A 16,421-nucleotide genomic window follows, 5' to 3' on the forward strand; every position below is an offset into this window, starting at 1 on the left:
GCCCCGGCTGCAGCCAGCCTGCATCCGGGGCGGTCCGACCCCGCGACCTTGTCCCAACGGAGCCTTTTCCGATGACCGAGCCCACCCGTTCCACCCCGCCCTTCCTGCAACTTCGCGGAATCCACAAGCGGTTCGGCGGTGTGCGCGCCCTGTCCGGGGTGGACCTGACCATCGAGGCCGGAAAGGCCTATCATCTGCTGGGCGAGAACGGCTGCGGCAAAAGCACGGTCATCAAGATCATGTCGGGCGCCCATGCCCCGACCGAAGGCAGCATCCTGCTGGACGGGGAACTGGTCCCCAAGTTGTCGCCGATGGCAGCGCTGCAGGCGGGGATCGAGACGGTCTATCAGGACCTGTCGCTGTTGCCGAACCTGACCGTGGCCGAGAACGTCGCCCTTGGCGAACAGCTTGTGGCCGGGCATGGGCGGCTGCTGCGGCTGCTCGACCGGACGCGCGTTTATGCCACCGCCGCCGCCGCGCTTGGCAAGGTGGGCTTGGACCCGGTCGAGGCGCTGTTGAACAGCGTCGTGGGCGATCTGCCCCTGGCGATCCGCCAGCGCGTCGCGATTGCGCGCGCCATCGCCGCCGAGGCGCGGCTGGTGATCATGGACGAACCCACCACGTCGCTGACCCGGCACGAGGTCGAGACGCTGATTGAGGTGGTCAACCGGCTGCTGGATGCGAATGTCGCCGTGCTGTTCGTGACTCACAAGCTGGAAGAGTGCTATCGGATCGGTGGCGACGCCATCGTCTTTCGCGACGGGCTGAGCGTCGCGCAAGGCCCGATAGAGAGCTTTTCTCGCGCCAGATTGGCCGAGCTGATGACCGGGCGCGAGATCGAGGCCGTGCGGTTCCGCACCGGCGCCCCCCAGCCCGAGGTTCTGCTGACGGCAAAGGGGCTGGGCTACGGACAGGCGTTTCGCGACATCTCCTTCACCCTGCACCGCGGTGAGATCCTCGGGATAACCGGCCTGTCGGATTCTGGTCGGAACGAGCTGGCGATGGCATTGGCCGGTCACCTGTCGACCGACAGCGGCAGCCTGTTTCTGGACGGACAGCCGGTGCGCATCGGATCGCCCTCCGAGGCCATTGACCACCGCATCGGCTATGTCCCCGAGGATCGGCTGTCCGAAGGGTTGTTCATCGAGAAATCCATCTTCGAGAATGCCGTGCCGCTGATCCTGGGCCGAATCGCGGGTCACCTTGGCCTGATCGACCGCCGCAAGGGCCGCGACGCCGCCCGCGGGATAGCTGCCGGGATGAACCTGAACACCGCCGACATCGACCTGCCGGTCGGCGCGCTGTCGGGCGGCAACCAGCAGCGCGTTCTGATCGGGCGCTGGCTCAGCATCGATCCGCGGCTGCTGATCCTGCACGGGCCGACCGTGGGCGTCGACGTAGGTTCCAAGGAGACGATCTTTCGCGCGATCCAGGAGATGGCCGGTCGCGGCATCGGCCTGCTGATCGTGTCGGACGACCTGCCGGAACTGCTGCAGAACTGCGACCGCATCCTGGTGATGAATTCGGGCCGCATCATCGAGGATCTTCGCGCCATCGAGGTGGACGAGGACCGTATCTATCAATCCATGCTTGCCAGCCAGGCGGAGCTTGTAGAATGACCGTGGTGCCGCACATGATCGACAGTCCATCTACCGACCCCGAACGCGCGCCGACCGCCGGCGTCTTCGCGTTCCTGCGCGCCCATCCAGAAGCAGTCAGCCTGATCCTACTGGTCGCGATCTGCGCATCGGTCGCCCTTATCAACCCGGCTTTCCTGCAGCCGTCATCGCTGATCGACATGGGGCGGGCCAGTGTCGTGACAGGGCTGTTCGCCTTGGGCGTGTTCACCGTGCTGGCCTCGGGCGGCATCGACGTGTCGTTTCCCGCTGTGGGGGCGGTGGCCATGTACGGGATCAGCACGCTGGTGCTGAACGTGTTCCCGGGCATGCCGATGGCGCTGATCGTCGTGCTGTGCGTCGCGACGGGCATCGTGCTGGGCATCGTGAACGGCCTTCTGGTCCATGAGCTGCGCGCGCCCGCGCTGATCGTCACCATCGGCACGCTGTACGTTTTTCGCGGGATCCTGCTGGTGTTCGTGGGAACGGTCTGGCTGATGGAGATGCCGTCGCAGATGGTCGCCTTTGGGCAATGGTCGCTGGTGGACATCACCACGCGCGGCGGCGCCACCGTCAGCCTGCCGGTCTATTTCCTAAGCTTTCCGCTGGCCGCCGTCCTCACTTGGTTCGTCTTCAACCGCACCTTGATGGGCCGCGCCATCTTTGCCGTGGGCGGCAAGGCCGATGTCGCCGCCAGGCTGGGTTACAACATCCGCGCGGTCCAAGTCTTCGCCTTTGCCTTCGCGGGCGGGCTGGCGGGCATGGCCGGGGTCATCCAGGCCTCGGCCAACCGGATGGCCAATCCGTTCGATTTTGCCGGGACGGAGATCATCGTCATCGCGGCCGTGATCCTGGGCGGGGCGCGCATCACCGGCGGCACCGGGTCGGTCCTGGGCACGGTCATCGGTGTCCTTCTGGTGACGGTCGTGAACAACGTCCTGGTCCTGGTCGGCATTCCCAGCACCTGGCAGCGCGTCGTCGTCGGCGCCTTCATCCTCTTGGCCGCCGCGTTCTTCGTCCTGCGCGACCGCAAGACCACCACCTGATACCCGGAGTAGAGCAATGAAGAAATTCCTTAACAATCCCGAAGACTTTGTCGATGAGATGCTGGAGGGCATCTATCTTGCCCATCCCGAGGTGACGCATGTCGGTGACGACTTGCGCTGTTTCGTGCGCACCAATCCGGTGCCCGGCAAGGTCGGGCTGGTGACCGGCGGCGGTTCGGGCCACCTGCCGCTATTCTTGGGATTCGTGGGCGAGAACATGCTGGACGGCGCGGGCGTGGGCGGTGTGTTTCAATCGCCGTCATCCGAGCAGGTGCTGGACGTGACCCGTCATGTAGACCAGGGCGCGGGGGTGCTGTACCTTTACGGAAACTACAGCGGCGATCTGATGAACTTCGACATGGCCGGGGAACTGGCCGATCTGGAGGGTATCAGGACCATGACCGTGCTGGGCCGCGACGATGTCGCGTCTTCGGTCGTGGGCGAGGAACACAAGCGGCGGGGGGTCGCCGGGATCTTCTTTGCCTACAAGGCTGCCGGGGCCGCCGCCGCCGCGATGAAGCCCTTGGACGAGGTGGCGCGTCTGGCCGAAAAGGCCAGCGCGCGCACTCGGACAATCGGCGTGGCCCTGTCGCCCTGCATCGTCCCCGAGGTCGGTCGGCCCAGCTTTCAGATCGGCGCGGACGAGATGGAGATCGGCATGGGCATCCACGGAGAGCCGGGCATCACCCGCAAGACACTGACACCCGCGAACGAGATGGTCGACGAGATGATGGCCCGCATCCTCGCCGAACAGAGCTATGAGACGGAAAAGGACGTCGCGGTGCTGATCAACGGGCTGGGGGCTACGCCTCTGGAGGAGCTTTACGTCATCTATCGCCGCACGGCGCAGGTGCTGGATCAGGCTGGTGCGCGGATCAGGCATGTCTTCATCGGCGAGTTCGCCACGTCGATGGAGATGGCGGGTGCGTCCATATCGGTCCTGCAACTGGACGACGAACTGCAGCCGCTGATCGCGATGGGCGCGAACACGCCCTTCTTCAAGCATATCGCCCAGTGATGGAGGGGACGATGGACAGGCTGACGGCGCATGACATTCCGCAACTTTTCGCACGCCTTTCCAAGGTGTTTGCAGACCAGAAAGAGGCTCTGATCACACTGGACGGACAGGTCGGCGACAGCGATCTTGGCCTCACCATGGCCAAAGGCTTCGTCGCCGCCGACAAAGCGGTGTCCGAACTAGGCGACGCCCCGATCGAAGCACAGCTGAAGGCAGCCGGTGCCGCAATCGCCCGCGCGGCCCCATCGACGATGGGCACCCTGATGGCCACCGGCTTTCTGCGCGGTTCGGCCTCGGCCAAGGATTGCGACGACCTGAGAACTGAACAGATGGCGCTATTCTGGCGGGCGTTTCGCGACGGCGTCGCGCAGCGGGGCCGCGCGCAGGTGGGCGACAAGACGGTCCTGGACGTGCTCGACCCGATCGCCATGAGCGTCGAGGCCGATGCCAAGGCGGGCACGGGGCTGTCGACGGCGCTGGACAACGCGCATGCCGTCGCGGTCGATGCATTGGAGCGGACCAGGGACCTGGTGGCCCAGCACGGCAAGGCGGCGGCGTTTCAGGAAAAGACTCGCGGCATCCAGGATGCCGGCGGCACCGTTGCGGTCATCCTGATCGAAACGATGGCAAATTTTGTAAGGCACACCGCGGCACGGCACGCCGGGTCCTGAATTCAAGACAAGGAGAGCGGCATGAAATACCGCATCATGGGGCGCAGCGGACTAAAGGTCTCGGCCTTGTCCATGGGCACTTTTTCGTTCGGAGGCCGGGGGCCCTTTGCAGCCATCGCCAGCCAGGGCGTGACCGAGGCCGCACGGCTGATCGATTGCTGCACCGATTACGGGGTCAACCTGATCGACACCGCAAACATGTACTCGACAGGCCTGTCAGAGGAAATCGTAGGTGAGGTGCTGGCGGACCGCAACCCGGACATCCTGATCTCCTCCAAAGCGCGGATGAGAATCGGGGACGGGCCGAACGACGAGGGCGCCAGCCGCTGGCACTTGATCCGCGAATGCGAGCGGTCGCTCAAGCGGCTGCGTCGCGATCATATCGACATCTACCACATCCACGAATGGGACGGCCAGACCCCGGTCGAGGAGACGATGGAGGCGCTGGACAGCCTGACACGGCAGGGCAAGATCCGCTATGCTGGTTGTTCAAACTATACGGGTTGGCAGATCATGAAGTCGCTGATGGCCAGCGACCGCGGCCATTTCCAGCGCTTCGTCACTCAGCAGATTCATTACACTCTGGAAGCGCGCGAGGCGGAATACGAGCTTCTGCCGCTTTCGGTGGACCAAGGCATCGGCGTCACCGTCTGGAGCCCGCTGGCGGCGGGCCTTCTCAGCGGAAAGCACACGCGGCAGCAGCCTGTGGCACCCGACAGCCGTCAGGACCGCGGATGGTCTGAACCGCCCATCCGGGATCAGGAGCGTCTGTGGCGGATCGTCGATGTCCTGAATGACATCGCCGCCGCATATGACATCGAGGCCGCGCAGATCGCCTTGGCTTGGACGCTGACGCGACCCGCCGTTGCGTCTCTGGTTGTTGGCGGAACCTCGACCGCGCAGTTCGAGGCGAACTTTCGGGCTCTGGACCTGACACTATCGCCCGAAGACCTTACACGTCTGAATGCGGTCAGTCGCCCGCCCCAGATCTATCCGCTTTGGCACCAGTCGCAGTTCGCGTCGCCCCGGTTCGGACCGGCGGACAAATCGGTCGACTTAGAAACTGGAAACCCCTAATTGGGTACGAGATCGCCAGCCAAATTCACATCCTAGACGACAGCAAACCCGACATGCTCGATATGCGCCATTATTGAGGACGCGCACTAGGCATCTTTTGAGGCCAGCGTGAAATGGGCCGTAAAAAACTGTCCCCCTACGTGTTACGCATGGCGTGAGCAGTTACTTCTTCCGTATGCGAGGTCTCCAGCCTACGCTCATGGCAAGGCTGCAACGGTAAGAAAATCATGAAGGACGTCATTGAATCGCAAGGTCGATTCCACATTGACGATATGCCGCCCAGGCAGGGAGACATGCCTCCCATTGGTAACACCGGCGAGAGCCTCAAGGTTGGCAGGCGGACAGACCGGATCATCCCCCCCTGATATTGCCAGCACGGGGTTCTTGATATCATGAATCTGTTTGCGGAAATCTGCACGGGCCAGCGCTGCGCAGCATCCCATGTATCCATCGACAGATGTCTGTTCAAATTGGCCAAGAACTGCCGCGGCGGCATCAGGATGAACCTGCCGAAACTCCGGCGAGAACCACCGATCAGCTGTCGATGTGATCAGAGGGCTTAAACCGTTCTCGGTGACGTCTGCAATCCGGGAGGTCCAGCTGTCCACGGTGCCGATGCGGGCAGCAGTCGCGCACAAAACAATGCGGTCTAGACGTTTGCCAGCATGGATCGCCAGCCACTGCCCCGTCAGCCCACCGATCGACAGCCCGCAGAAATGGGTGCAATCGATGCCCAAGGCATCCAGCAACGCAATGACGTCTCCCCCCAGATCGGCCATCTCGTAGGGAGCTGGTGGGGCTTCGGACTTGCCATGTCCCCGTCGGTCGTAGCGCAAGATCCGGAAATCCGACTTTAGATCCGCAATCTGCGCGTCCCACATGTGCAGATCGGTGCCGAGAGAGTTGCAGAAGGTCAGCCAAGGCTTGTCTTCCCCTGCCCCATCGATGCGGTAATGCAGGTGGTGCGTAGGAAGGTTCAGGTATGGCATGGCGTAATCTCCAAAAGAAAAGACGCGCAGCCTAACGACTGCGCGCTATCAGATGATCTTCAGACTGTCGCCAACTGCGCCCTTTCGGTGCTGCGGGCATTGCTGAGGGCAAAGACCATCATCGCAAGAGTCGCGATGGCAGCGGGCAGCGCGAAGATCAGGAAGTTCTGACCCAAGGGCAGTTCCTTTGCCAACAGCACCCCGCCCATCGTCGGTCCGACGATGGCGCCGATGCGACCCACACCGGACGCCCAGCCCAGCCCCGTCGAACGCACTGACAGATTGTAGAGCTGCGCGACGCTGGCATAGAGCAGGATCTGCGTCCCGATGGTGGTCGCACCTGCGACGAAGATCAGCGCGAACAGCAGCCCCGGTGCCGGATTGACGCCGATCAGCGCGATGGACAGTGCGGCCGCCGCAAAGAAGCCCACGACGACACGCGGCAGGCCGAACCGGTCACCCAGCCTGCCGCCCATGATCGCGCCAGCCATGCCGCCAAAGTTCAGCGAGAACAGGCTGAGAAGGCTGGCGCGTTCGGCATAGCCCGCTTCCTGCAGAACCTTGGGCAACCAGGACGACAGCAGATAGACCAACAGCAGGCAGCAGAAGAACGACAGCCACAGCATCAACGTACGCAGCAGTCGGCCATGCCGGAACAGTTCGGCGACCGACGCGGAGGCGCCCTTCACCTCGGTAAAGACCAGTCGGTCGTCGGCGGCCAGCGGCATTGCAGGATTGATTTTGGCGAAGATGCGCTTCGCCTCTTCCTGCTTGCCCTGCTTGATCAGGAAGCCGAGCGACTCAGGCAGCTTCCACAGGATCAGCGGCAACAGCAACAGCGGCACCGCGGCGATGAAGAACATCGGCTGCCAGCCGAAGCTGGGGATCAGGCCGATGCCTAGCCCCGCCGCAACCATGCCGCCCACCGAATAGCCCGAGAACATCAGCGCGACCATCGTGCCGCGCAGACGCTTGGGTGCATACTCGTTCATCAGCGCGACTGCATTGGGCATCAGGCCGCCACAACCCAGACCTGCGATGAAGCGGAAGAATTTGAACTGTCCGGGCGTGTCGGCAAACCCCGTCAAAACCGTGGCAGAGGTGAACAGCACGAAGCTGATGGCCACGCCCTTCTTCCGGCCGATCCGGTCGGCCAGCGGGCCCAGGATCAAGGCGCCGAACATCATGCCGAACAGCGCCCATGCCTGAAGCGCACCCGCCTGCGGCTTGGTCAGGCCCCATTCCTGGATCAGCGTCGGCAGGACCGTCCCCGCCACGAACACATCATAGCCGTCGACCACCAGCAGGGTGCCGCACAGCGCAACCACCAGCCACTGAAATTGCCCGAACGGACTTTGGTCAATGGCCTCATTCACGTCTATCGTACGCATCGTCATTCTCCTCCCTGTTGTTGTTTCGGTGTCAGCCCTCGTCGCCTCCCGCGACGGACAGGACGGACCCGGTGATGTAGGATGCCTCGTCGGACGCCAGGAACAGGATCGGCGCGGCCTGTTCGTCGATGGTCCCATAGCGTTTCAGGACACTGGACCCGGTCACCTGTTCCACGACCTGCGCCATCCACTGCCGCTCATCCGGGCTGTCGCCCGCGGCATTGCGCGGGATGCGGCGCGGGGGTGCCTCGGTTCCGCCGGGTGCGGTGGCCACGACGCGGATGTTCTGGCCTGCCACCTCCATCGCGAGGGATCGCGTGATCGCGTTCACGCCCCCCTTGGCCGCCGAGTAAGGCACCCGGTGGATGCCGCGTGTCGCGTTCGACGACACGTTGACGATGGTGCCGCCGCCCCGCGCGGCCAGATGCGGCAGGACCGCATGGCAACCATACAAAGTCGGCATCAGCGACCGGCGGATCTCGGCGTCGATCTGGTCAGGTTCAAATTCGGCCAGTGGGCGCATACGGATCGCACCGCCCACCACGTTGATCAGAATGTCGATGCCGCCAAAGGTATCGGCGGCATTGCGCATGGCGGCGTTCGCCCCTGCCCAGGTCTCCAGGTCGGCAGTAAAGCCTGCGGCATCTCCCTGGGCCTCGGCCACAACTTCGGCCAGGAAATCGGCCCGGTCCACGAACAGTACGCGGCCACCTTCGGCCGCGGCGCGCAGCGCCACCGCCCGGCCGATGCCCTGGGCCGCGCCGGTGACCACGATCACCTTGCCCGCAAAGCGTCCGGCAAACACCGCGGCAGTCATGCACTGGCCTTCAGCGGTGCGTTCGGCGTGAATTTCTCGTAATGAAAGCTGGCCGGTTCGACCTTGTGGTCATTGAGATACTGCCTGACGGCATCGACCATCGGTGGGGGGCCGCACAGATAGATGTCGACATCGCCCGCCGCCAACATCTCCTCCGGCATGTGTTGGGTCACCCAACCCGTGCGCGGGTGATCCGAGGCCGGATCGGCAACCACAGTCGCGACGGTCAGGTTCGGCAGCCGCCTGGCCAGCGCCATGATGCGGTCCACCAGAACAAGATCCAGATCGCGCGTCACGCCATAGATCAGGTGGATCTGCCGCCGCGATCCGGCACGCGCCAGCACCTCCAGCATCGACAGGAACGGAGCCAGCCCGGTACCGCCTGCCAGACACAACAGCGGACCATCGCCCCCTCTCAGGTAGAAGCTGCCCATCGGGCCGGTCAGTTGCAACTGATCGCCCGGTTTGGCACGCGACAGCCAGGTGCTCATCACCCCATCGGGGATCTTCTTGATCAGGAATTCCAGGTTGCGCTCGCCCGGCGCGGTGCTGAAGGAGTAGGATCGGTGAGTACCGCTGCCGGGAACGTCGATATTGACGTATTGCCCTGGCAGAAATGCAGGAGCCGTGGCCGTATCATCCATGGTCAGTTCCAGAACGACGGCGGCATCATGATGCGGCTCGATCCGGGTCACCGTGGCCGCGAACGCCTGCTGGTTGGTCTTGCAGGCCTGCGATGTGGTTGGCACCGACAGCACGCAGTCGGACGATGGCACCATCTGGCAGGTCAGCACCAGCCCCTGCCCCGCCTCGTCCTCGGTCAGGGCGTCCTCGATGAAATCGTCGCCCAGGTCGTAGGCGCCGCTCTCGGCGCGGCACTTGCAGGTGCCGCAGACGCCGTCGGAACAGTCCATCGGCAGATTGATCTTGTTGCGGAATGCCGCATCGAGAACCTTCTCTCCGGGCTTGCAGTCAACGAAGCGGGTGACCCCGTCCTCGAAATTCAGGGCTATGGTGTAGCACATGGTCGCCTCCTCCTTGCGGTTGTGCGGGGTCGGCGGTCAGACGTGATAGACGTCGATGACCTGGCGGATGTAGTCGTTTTTCAGGACGATCTTTTTGGCCGCGATGCGCAGCCCGTCCGGATCCCGCCGCAGGGTGACGAACATGGTCCCGAAGAACTGATCCGTGGCCTTGTAGCGGTGGTTCAGCGTGTGGAAGTTGTAGCGGACATCGACCTCGTCGCCGCGATCGGCCACCATCTCGACGTTCTGGACCGCGTGACTGGTGCGCGGCTCAGGCGTGGATGCGCCGGAGCGTTCCGTCTTGATGCGGAACACCCGGTCTTCCAGCCCCTCGCGGTTTGGATAGTAGATCAGCGAGATCTCGGATTGGGGATCTTCGGTCGTCTGGTCGTTGTCGTCCCAGGCCGGCATCCAGTAGGAGGCATCGGGCGCATAGCAGGTCAGCCACTCATCCCATTGCCGGTCATCCAGCAGGCGCGCTTCGCGGTAAAGGAACGCGCAGATCGCGTGATGATCGATGCTCATGCCATCTCTCCCGTCTTCTCGCTGGCCAGGGCATCGCGCATGACGCGGGCCCAGTATTCGTGCTGGCAGACGAACAGCCCTTCGTCCTCGCTGCGCTCTCCAGAGATCAGCGGGTTCAGACCCATGCGGCGGGCATTGTCGTCCGCGCCGTGGATCCACAGCGGCGCACCACGCGACATGTCGTTCCACAGCGGCGCGCTGCCGGCATAAGCGGTCTGGCAGGCACGGAATTCCTCCAGGTCGTCCGACGTGCCCATGCCGGACACGTTGAAGAAGTCCTCGTACTGGCGGATGCGGGTGGCACGGTCTTCGGCACCTTCTCCCTTTGGTGCGAAGCAGAAGATGGTGACCTCGGTCCGGTCCACCGACAGCGGTCGGACCACGCGGATCTGAGTGCTGAACTGGTCCATCAGGAAGACGTTCGGATAGAGGCACAGGTTGCGCGTCTGGTTGACGATGAAGCCAGCCTTGTCCTCGCCCAAGCGGGCGGCAATCTCGTCGCGGCGGTTGAAGACCGGGCGCACCTCGGGATTGGCAGTGTTGGTCCACAGAAGGATATGGCCGTTGTCGAACCCGTAGACGCCAGCCTTGGATTTGCTCCAGCTGTTGGCATCGACCGCCTTGGTGCCGGTCTCGCTGCGGCGGTCCATTGTGGTGGCATAGTTCCAGTGGACCGAGCTGACGTGATAACCGTCGCAGCCGTTTTCCATCTGCAGCTTCCAGTTGCCGTCATAAATGTAGCTGGAATTCCCGCGCAGCACTTCCAGCCCCTCGGGGGCCTGGTCGACGATCTGGTCGATGACCACCGTGGTTTCGCCCAGGTAATCGGTCAGCGGCGCCACATCGGGGTTCAGGCTGCCGAACAGGAACCCTCGATAGCTTTCAAACCGGGCTACGCGGGTCAGGTCGTGCGAGCCATCGGTGTTGAACTGGTCGGGATACTGCGTGGTCTTGGCATCCTTGACCTTCAGCAGCTTGCCCGTATTGGCAAAGGTCCAGCCGTGGAACGGACAGGTGAAGCTGCCCTTGTTGCCCTGCTTGCGGCGACACAGCATTGCACCCTTGTGGGCGCAGGCATTGATGACCGCGTTCAGCGTTCCTGTCTTGTCGCGGGTGATGACGATGGGCTGGCGGCCGATCCAGGTAGTGTAGTAGTCGTTGACGTCGGGGATCTGGCTCTCATGGGCCAGATAAACCCAGTTACCCTCGAAGATGTGCTTCATCTCCAACGCGAACAGATCCTCGTTCGTGAAGATGTCGCGGCGGCAGCGGAACAGCCCGGCCTGGGCGTCGTCCTGCACGGCTGTCGCCAGCAGGGTATCCAGATCGCGGGCCTTGTCGATGATCGCAGACATGAGTGGTCCTCCCCCAGGGGATGCGCCGGATACGGGCATGCCCTGCTCAGATGTCATTGGTGAAAGATGGATGCGGATCGAGGCAGCCGCGTCGGGCGGCTGCCTGCAGGGCTCCGTCAGGCGGCTGCGCGGCGGCGCTGTTCGTTCAGCTGGTTGTCCACACCGTCGATCAGGGCCGTCAGGTGGATGTCAAAAACGATCTCGGCAAACGGACCGTTCAGGTTGTTGGCATGAATGCTCTGCTCATCCGACCGTTCCACGACTTTGGGGATCAGGCCCTCGCGCGTCGCATAAGCGAAGTCGTCGTGGATCAACGGATCGCCCTCAATATTGATCTGCGTCGTCAGCTTGCGATGTCCATCGGCGCTGACGAAGAAGTGGATATGAGCGGGCCGCTGGCCGTGCCGTCCAAGGGCGGTCAGCAAACCCTCGGTCGGGCTGCCGGGGGGCACGCCGTAACCACTCGGCAGAATGCTCTGGAACTTGTAGCAACCCTGGTCGTCGGCAATGATCGTGCGGCGCATGTTGAAGGGGGCCTGCTGACCGGTCGGGTCAAAATGCGAATAGAAACCGCGCGTGTCGCAATGCCAGACCTCGACCTTGGCGCCGGGCAGCGGCTGGCCGTCTGCGCCATGAACCTTGCCCTGCATGATCAGCGTTTGACCGTTGGTGTCGTTTCCGTCGTCCAGTCGTGCGAAGCCCACTGACTCCGGGGCGCCGGCCACGTAAAGCGGACCTTCGATCGTGCGCGGGGTCGGGTTTTCGATGCCCATGGCCGCGTCAATGGCGTCCAGCCTCTCATCCATGAAGTGATCGATGCCAAGGCCCGGTGAGACCAGCCCCACTTGACCAGCGGCGCCCAGATCATTCAGCCAGGCCACGCCCTGCCAGTATTCGTCGGGGGTGATATTCAGATCGTCGATTGCCTTGAACAGGTCAGACATCAGGCGGTGCACGATCTGCTTCATCCGCGGATCGCCATCCTTGTTGTTCAGGCCGCTCAGCTCGTTCAGGAATTCCTGGACATCGGGTCGGTTGAAGATGGTCACGGTCATCGGGTTCTCCTCCTGGATTCTTTTGGAAACTGGGTCGGCGGGGCTCCCTCCCCGCCGTTGGGCATGACTAGCGGTCGTCCTCTCTGATGGCCGACGGATGGCGCAGCAGAGGCGTGACGCTGATCTCCATGAACGGGAACAGTGGCAGGCCGGACAGGATCTGGTGCAGCTCGTCATGGTCGCGCACATCGAAGATGCTGCAGTTCGCGTATTGTCCGGCGATCCGCCAGATATGGCGCCACTTGCCGCTGCGCTGCAGATCCTGGGAATAGGCCTTTTCCTGCGCAAGGATCCGGGTGGCCTCTTCGGACGCAAGGTCCCGGGGAAGATCGACCGTCATGATCACCTGGTACAGCATCGTCACACAACCCCTCTGGGCAGGCTGATCGTCTTGCGCAGTCCGTCGCGCGAGAAGAACGCCACGCGGTCCTCGTCCAAAGACAGTCCGAGACCGGGGCCGGCCGGAACCGTCAGCTCGAAGTCGCTGTAGTCCAGCGGCTCGGTCAGGATTTCTTCGGTGAGCAGCAGCGGTCCGAACAGTTCGGTCCCCCATTGCAGATTGGCAAAGGTCGAGAACGTATGGGCCGAAATCACCGTGCCCACCGCCCCCTCCAGCATCGTGCCGCCGTAAAGGCCGATCCCCGCCGCATCGGCGATAGCCGCCACGCGCAAGGCGTTGAACGCGCCGCCGCTTTGCTCCAGCTTGACCGCATAGACGTCCGCACCCTGCACGCGGGCGATCTCGAACGCGCTTTCGGGTCCGGTCAGTGATTCATCGGCCATCAGCGCGATCGGAAAGCGGCGCACCAGCCGACCCATCGCCGCGCTTGAGGCCACCGGTTGTTCGACCAGCAGGCAGCCTGCATCGGCCAGCGCCGCCATGCCAAAGGCGGCCTCCCCTTCGGACCAGGCCATGTTCACGTCGACGCGGATGGACGCCCTTTCGCCAAGCGCCTGCCCGATGGCGGCGACATGGGTAATATCCTCGCGCAGCGCCCGCGCACCAATCTTCAGCTTGAAGACACAGTGGCGGCGCAGGTCCAGCATGCGCTCGGCCTCTGCGATGTCGCGCGCCGTGTCGCCCGAAGCCAGCGTCCAGGCCACGGGCAGGCGATCCCGCCGCCGCCCGCCCAGCAGTTCGCTGACCGGCAGGCCAAGACGCCGACCGTGGGCGTCCAGCAGTGCGGTCTCGACCGCGGACTTGGAAAAGCGATTTTCGCGGACCATCCTGCCGATCCGCGCCATCAGCGACTGCACGCGGGTGGCATCCTGACCGATCATCAGCGGCGCGAACCACGTGTCGATATTGGTCTTCATGCTTTCGGGGCTTTCGCCGCCATAGGCCAGACCGCCGATGGTTGTCCCCTCGCCGACGCCAACGATACCGTCGCTGCAGTGGACGCGGACCAGCATCAGAACCTGACCGTTCATGGTCGCAACCGACAGCTTGTGTGGCCGGATGGTCGGCAGATCAAGGATCACCGTCTCGACCCGCGTGATGACGGGGGTGGCGGTGGTAGTGGAAGCGAGGGGGGCGAATGACTGGTTCATGAGGCCAAAATGCCTCCCGCACAGCGCCCCGTCCAACACCGTTTCGGTTTGAAGCCATACCCTTTGGGTATTATGATCCGTCAGGCATCCACGAAGACTATGATGCTTCGGTGCAGAATACTTTGCGTGAAGGAAAGAATCCGATGGACTTGCGTCAGCTCCGCTATTTTGTCGCTGTCGCGAGAGAGCGCAATTTCACCCGTGCCGCGGAACAGCTGAACATCGCCCAGCCACCGCTGAGCCGGCAGATCCAGTTACTGGAGGAGGAGCTGGGCGTCATCCTGATCACCCGCACAAGCCGGCCCGTGAAGCTGACCGACGCCGGACGGCTTCTCTATGAACAGGCGTTGCAGGTCCTTGGGCGCGTGGACCAGATGAAAGACGCCACACGGCGGGTGGGCATGAACCGCAATCGGGTGCTCTCCATCGGCTTCGTGGCCTCGACGCTGTATGGCGGGCTGCCGGTCCTGGTGCGCAAGCTGCGCCAGAATGCACCGGAACTGGATATCCAGTTGCTGGAGATGCTGTCGATCCAGCAGGTTGCTGCATTGAAAGAAGGCCGCATCGATATTGGGTTTGGCCGCATGCGCCATAATGATCCCAACGTCGTCGCCACGATCCTGCGCGAGGAGCGTCTGGTTGTCGCGCTGCCACAGGACTCGGTGCTGGCCCAGGACGAGGGCCCGATCCGGCTGTCTGACATCGCGGACCAGCGGTTGATCGTCTATCCGAAGGAGCCGCGTCCCAGCTATGCCGACCAGGTTCTCAGTTTGCTACAGGAGGAAGAGATTCGTCCCCGCGATGTCTTGGAAGTCCGTGAGATCCAGACGGCGCTTGGGCTGGTCGCTGCGGATTCTGGGGTCTGCATCATCCCGTCATCCGCGAGGCAGATGCGGTCTGATGTCCGCTATCGTGTCATCGACAGCCCTGGTGCGACGTCTCCGGTAATCATGAACCATCGGGCTGGCGATACATCCCGCTATCTGGACCTGATCCGGCGCCTGATCCGCGAGATGTATGCCGAAAAACCCGCATGGCTGGCGGCCAACAACTTGGCCGCCCCGGACCCGGACCCCTGACGTCAGACCCGTTCCAAGGCGATCGCGATGCCTTGGCCCACGCCGATGCACATCATCGACAGGGATCGCCTGCCGCCGGTGCGGGCCAGTTCCAGCGCCGCCGTGCCGGTGATGCGCGCGCCCGACATGCCCAGGGGATGGCCAAGCGCGATGGCGCCGCCATTGGGGTTCACGCGCGGGTCATCGTCGGCAATGCCCAGATCGCGAAGGGTCGCCAGACCTTGGCTGGCGAAGGCCTCGTTCAGCTCGATCACGTCGAAGTCGGTCTGGCCCAGCCCCAACCTGGCCATCAGCTTGCGCGCGGCGGGCGCCGGGCCAAATCCCATGATCCGCGGCGCCACGCCCGCGACGGCCCCGCCCAGGATACGGGCGATGGGCGTCAGCCCGTGTCGGCGCGCGCCTGCCTCGGACGCGATGATCAGCGCTGCCGCACCGTCATTGACGCCAGAAGCATTGCCCGCCGTCACCGTCCCTCCCTTGCGGAAGGGCGCCTTCAAACCTGCAAGGGTCTCCAGCGTCGTCTGGCGCGGGTGTTCGTCGCGATCGACCCGGTTAGGGTCGCCCTTGCGCTGAGGGATCAGCACCGGGGTGATCTCTGCGTCAAACCGACCATTTCCCTGAGCCACGGCGGCTTTTTGCTGAGAGCGCAACGCGAACACGTCCTGGTCGGCGCGGCTGACCCTGAAATCCTCGGCGACGTTCTCGGCCGTCTCGGGCATTGAATCGACTCCGTATTGCGCCTCCATCAGCGGGTTCACGAACCGCCAGCCGATGGTGGTGTCGTGAACGGATGCGCTGCGCGAGAACGCCGTTTCGGCCTTGGGCATCACGAAGGGCGCGCGGGACATGCTTTCGACACCGCCGGCGATCATCAGATCCGCCTCTCCGGCGCGGATGGCGCGGGCGGCGGCGATGACCGCGTCCATGCCCGACCCGCACAGCCGGTTGATGGTCGTCCCGCCGACCTCAACCGGGAGGCCCGCCAGCAACAGCGACATGCGCGCCACGTTTCGGTTATCCTCGCCCGCCTGGTTGGCGCAGCCGAAGATGACGTCATCGACCGCCTGCCAGTCGACACCGGCATTGCGCGCCATCAGCACCCGCAGCGGAACGGCCCCCAGATCGTCGGCCCGGACGGAGGACAGCGCACCTCCGAACCGGCCAATGGGCGTGCGGACATAGTCGCAGATATAGGCTTCGGTCATC

The 16,421-nt window shown here is 63.7% G+C and carries 16 protein-coding genes; 6 read left to right on the forward strand and 10 right to left on the reverse strand.

The genetic code is table 11. The annotated features are described in order from the left end of the window. Positions 1-71: 71 nt before the first annotated feature. The 5 genes from FHD67_RS13075 to FHD67_RS13095 are packed head-to-tail and all read left to right on the forward strand — an operon-like array spanning position 72 to position 5,428. Entirely contained in the window at positions 72-1,619 is a 1,548-nt protein-coding gene (locus FHD67_RS13075; protein WP_139598932.1) for a sugar ABC transporter ATP-binding protein, read from the forward strand. Next, positions 1,616-2,662 carry an ABC transporter permease gene (locus FHD67_RS13080; protein ID WP_208863777.1) on the forward strand — a complete coding sequence of 349 codons (1,047 nt, stop codon included), beginning with the start codon at positions 1,616-1,618 and terminating at the stop codon, positions 2,660-2,662. Before FHD67_RS13075 ends, FHD67_RS13080 begins: the two co-directional genes overlap by 4 nt. 16 nt (positions 2,663-2,678) lie before the next feature. Continuing rightward, entirely contained in the window at positions 2,679-3,680 is a 1,002-nt protein-coding gene (locus FHD67_RS13085) for a dihydroxyacetone kinase subunit DhaK (protein ID WP_139598933.1), read from the forward strand. Positions 3,681-3,691: 11 nt separating this feature from the next. Further along, on the forward strand, positions 3,692-4,351 hold the full coding sequence (locus tag FHD67_RS13090; protein WP_139598934.1) for a dihydroxyacetone kinase subunit L: 660 nt from the start codon (positions 3,692-3,694) through the stop codon (positions 4,349-4,351). Positions 4,352-4,372: 21 nt separating this feature from the next. Further along, positions 4,373-5,428, forward strand: a complete 1,056-nt coding sequence (locus FHD67_RS13095; RefSeq protein WP_139598935.1) for an aldo/keto reductase — start codon at positions 4,373-4,375, stop codon at positions 5,426-5,428. Positions 5,429-5,625: 197 nt separating this feature from the next. Here FHD67_RS13095 and pcaD read toward each other — a convergent pair whose 3' ends face one another. The 9 genes from pcaD to FHD67_RS13140 all read right to left on the reverse strand — a co-directional run bounded on the left by pcaD (position 5,626) and on the right by FHD67_RS13140 (position 14,136). Further along, positions 5,626-6,417, reverse strand: a complete 792-nt coding sequence (pcaD, locus tag FHD67_RS13100) for a 3-oxoadipate enol-lactonase (protein WP_139598936.1) — start codon at positions 6,415-6,417, stop codon at positions 5,626-5,628. A 59-nt stretch (positions 6,418-6,476) separates the two neighbouring features. After that, a complete protein-coding gene (locus tag FHD67_RS13105; protein WP_139598937.1) occupies positions 6,477-7,808 on the reverse strand; it encodes an MFS transporter in 1,332 nt (443 codons plus the stop codon). A 31-nt stretch (positions 7,809-7,839) separates the two neighbouring features. After that, entirely contained in the window at positions 7,840-8,625 is a 786-nt protein-coding gene (gene benD / locus FHD67_RS13110) for a benzoate diol dehydrogenase BenD (RefSeq protein ID WP_139598938.1), read from the reverse strand. Beyond that, positions 8,622-9,650 carry a benzoate 1,2-dioxygenase electron transfer component BenC gene (gene benC, locus FHD67_RS13115; RefSeq protein ID WP_139598939.1) on the reverse strand — a complete coding sequence of 343 codons (1,029 nt, stop codon included), beginning with the start codon at positions 9,648-9,650 and terminating at the stop codon, positions 8,622-8,624. The genes benD and benC overlap by 4 nt, the downstream gene beginning before the upstream one ends. Before the next feature lie 36 nt (positions 9,651-9,686). Beyond that, positions 9,687-10,175, reverse strand: coding sequence for a benzoate 1,2-dioxygenase small subunit (gene benB, locus FHD67_RS13120; protein WP_139598940.1), 489 nt, complete (start codon positions 10,173-10,175; stop codon positions 9,687-9,689). Beyond that, positions 10,172-11,530 carry an SRPBCC family protein gene (locus tag FHD67_RS13125; RefSeq protein ID WP_139598941.1) on the reverse strand — a complete coding sequence of 453 codons (1,359 nt, stop codon included), beginning with the start codon at positions 11,528-11,530 and terminating at the stop codon, positions 10,172-10,174. Before FHD67_RS13125 ends, benB begins: the two co-directional genes overlap by 4 nt. 116 nt (positions 11,531-11,646) lie before the next feature. Beyond that, the gene (gene catA, locus FHD67_RS13130) at positions 11,647-12,585 is read right to left on the reverse strand and encodes a catechol 1,2-dioxygenase (RefSeq protein WP_139598942.1); all 939 of its coding nucleotides are present in this window, start codon (positions 12,583-12,585) and stop codon (positions 11,647-11,649) included. 67 nt (positions 12,586-12,652) lie between these two features. Continuing rightward, positions 12,653-12,943 carry a muconolactone Delta-isomerase gene (catC, locus tag FHD67_RS13135; protein ID WP_139598966.1) on the reverse strand — a complete coding sequence of 97 codons (291 nt, stop codon included), beginning with the start codon at positions 12,941-12,943 and terminating at the stop codon, positions 12,653-12,655. Between the two features lie 2 nt (positions 12,944-12,945). Continuing rightward, positions 12,946-14,136, reverse strand: coding sequence for a muconate/chloromuconate family cycloisomerase (locus FHD67_RS13140; protein WP_139598943.1), 1,191 nt, complete (start codon positions 14,134-14,136; stop codon positions 12,946-12,948). Between the two features lie 143 nt (positions 14,137-14,279). On the opposite strand from FHD67_RS13140, the gene FHD67_RS13145 reads away from it, so the two are divergent. Beyond that, the gene (locus FHD67_RS13145; protein ID WP_139598944.1) at positions 14,280-15,215 is read left to right on the forward strand and encodes a LysR family transcriptional regulator; all 936 of its coding nucleotides are present in this window, start codon (positions 14,280-14,282) and stop codon (positions 15,213-15,215) included. Positions 15,216-15,217: 2 nt separating this feature from the next. On the opposite strand, the gene pcaF is transcribed toward FHD67_RS13145, so the two are convergent. Beyond that, the gene (pcaF, locus tag FHD67_RS13150; protein ID WP_139598945.1) at positions 15,218-16,420 is read right to left on the reverse strand and encodes a 3-oxoadipyl-CoA thiolase; all 1,203 of its coding nucleotides are present in this window, start codon (positions 16,418-16,420) and stop codon (positions 15,218-15,220) included. Position 16,421 lies beyond the last annotated feature (1 nt).

Origin of the sequence: Paracoccus haeundaensis (genome assembly GCF_006239215.1) — a bacterium.
GTDB classification, from domain to species: domain Bacteria; phylum Pseudomonadota; class Alphaproteobacteria; order Rhodobacterales; family Rhodobacteraceae; genus Paracoccus; species Paracoccus marcusii.

Coding starts and splice junctions, on each gene's coding strand:
- FHD67_RS13075 (WP_139598932.1), top strand. CDS start 72: ATGACCGAGCCCACCCGTTCCACCCCGCCCTTCCTGCAACTTCGCGGA.
- FHD67_RS13080 (WP_208863777.1), top strand. CDS start 1,616: ATGACCGTGGTGCCGCACATGATCGACAGTCCATCTACCGACCCCGAA.
- FHD67_RS13085 (WP_139598933.1), top strand. CDS start 2,679: ATGAAGAAATTCCTTAACAATCCCGAAGACTTTGTCGATGAGATGCTG.
- FHD67_RS13090 (WP_139598934.1), top strand. CDS start 3,692: ATGGACAGGCTGACGGCGCATGACATTCCGCAACTTTTCGCACGCCTT.
- FHD67_RS13095 (WP_139598935.1), top strand. CDS start 4,373: ATGAAATACCGCATCATGGGGCGCAGCGGACTAAAGGTCTCGGCCTTG.
- pcaD (WP_139598936.1), bottom strand. CDS start 6,417: ATGCCATACCTGAACCTTCCTACGCACCACCTGCATTACCGCATCGAT.
- FHD67_RS13105 (WP_139598937.1), bottom strand. CDS start 7,808: ATGCGTACGATAGACGTGAATGAGGCCATTGACCAAAGTCCGTTCGGG.
- benD (WP_139598938.1), bottom strand. CDS start 8,625: ATGACTGCCGCGGTGTTTGCCGGACGCTTTGCGGGCAAGGTGATCGTG.
- benC (WP_139598939.1), bottom strand. CDS start 9,650: ATGTGCTACACCATAGCCCTGAATTTCGAGGACGGGGTCACCCGCTTC.
- benB (WP_139598940.1), bottom strand. CDS start 10,175: ATGAGCATCGATCATCACGCGATCTGCGCGTTCCTTTACCGCGAAGCG.
- FHD67_RS13125 (WP_139598941.1), bottom strand. CDS start 11,530: ATGTCTGCGATCATCGACAAGGCCCGCGATCTGGATACCCTGCTGGCG.
- catA (WP_139598942.1), bottom strand. CDS start 12,585: ATGACCGTGACCATCTTCAACCGACCCGATGTCCAGGAATTCCTGAAC.
- catC (WP_139598966.1), bottom strand. CDS start 12,943: ATGCTGTACCAGGTGATCATGACGGTCGATCTTCCCCGGGACCTTGCG.
- FHD67_RS13140 (WP_139598943.1), bottom strand. CDS start 14,136: ATGAACCAGTCATTCGCCCCCCTCGCTTCCACTACCACCGCCACCCCC.
- FHD67_RS13145 (WP_139598944.1), top strand. CDS start 14,280: ATGGACTTGCGTCAGCTCCGCTATTTTGTCGCTGTCGCGAGAGAGCGC.
- pcaF (WP_139598945.1), bottom strand. CDS start 16,420: ATGACCGAAGCCTATATCTGCGACTATGTCCGCACGCCCATTGGCCGG.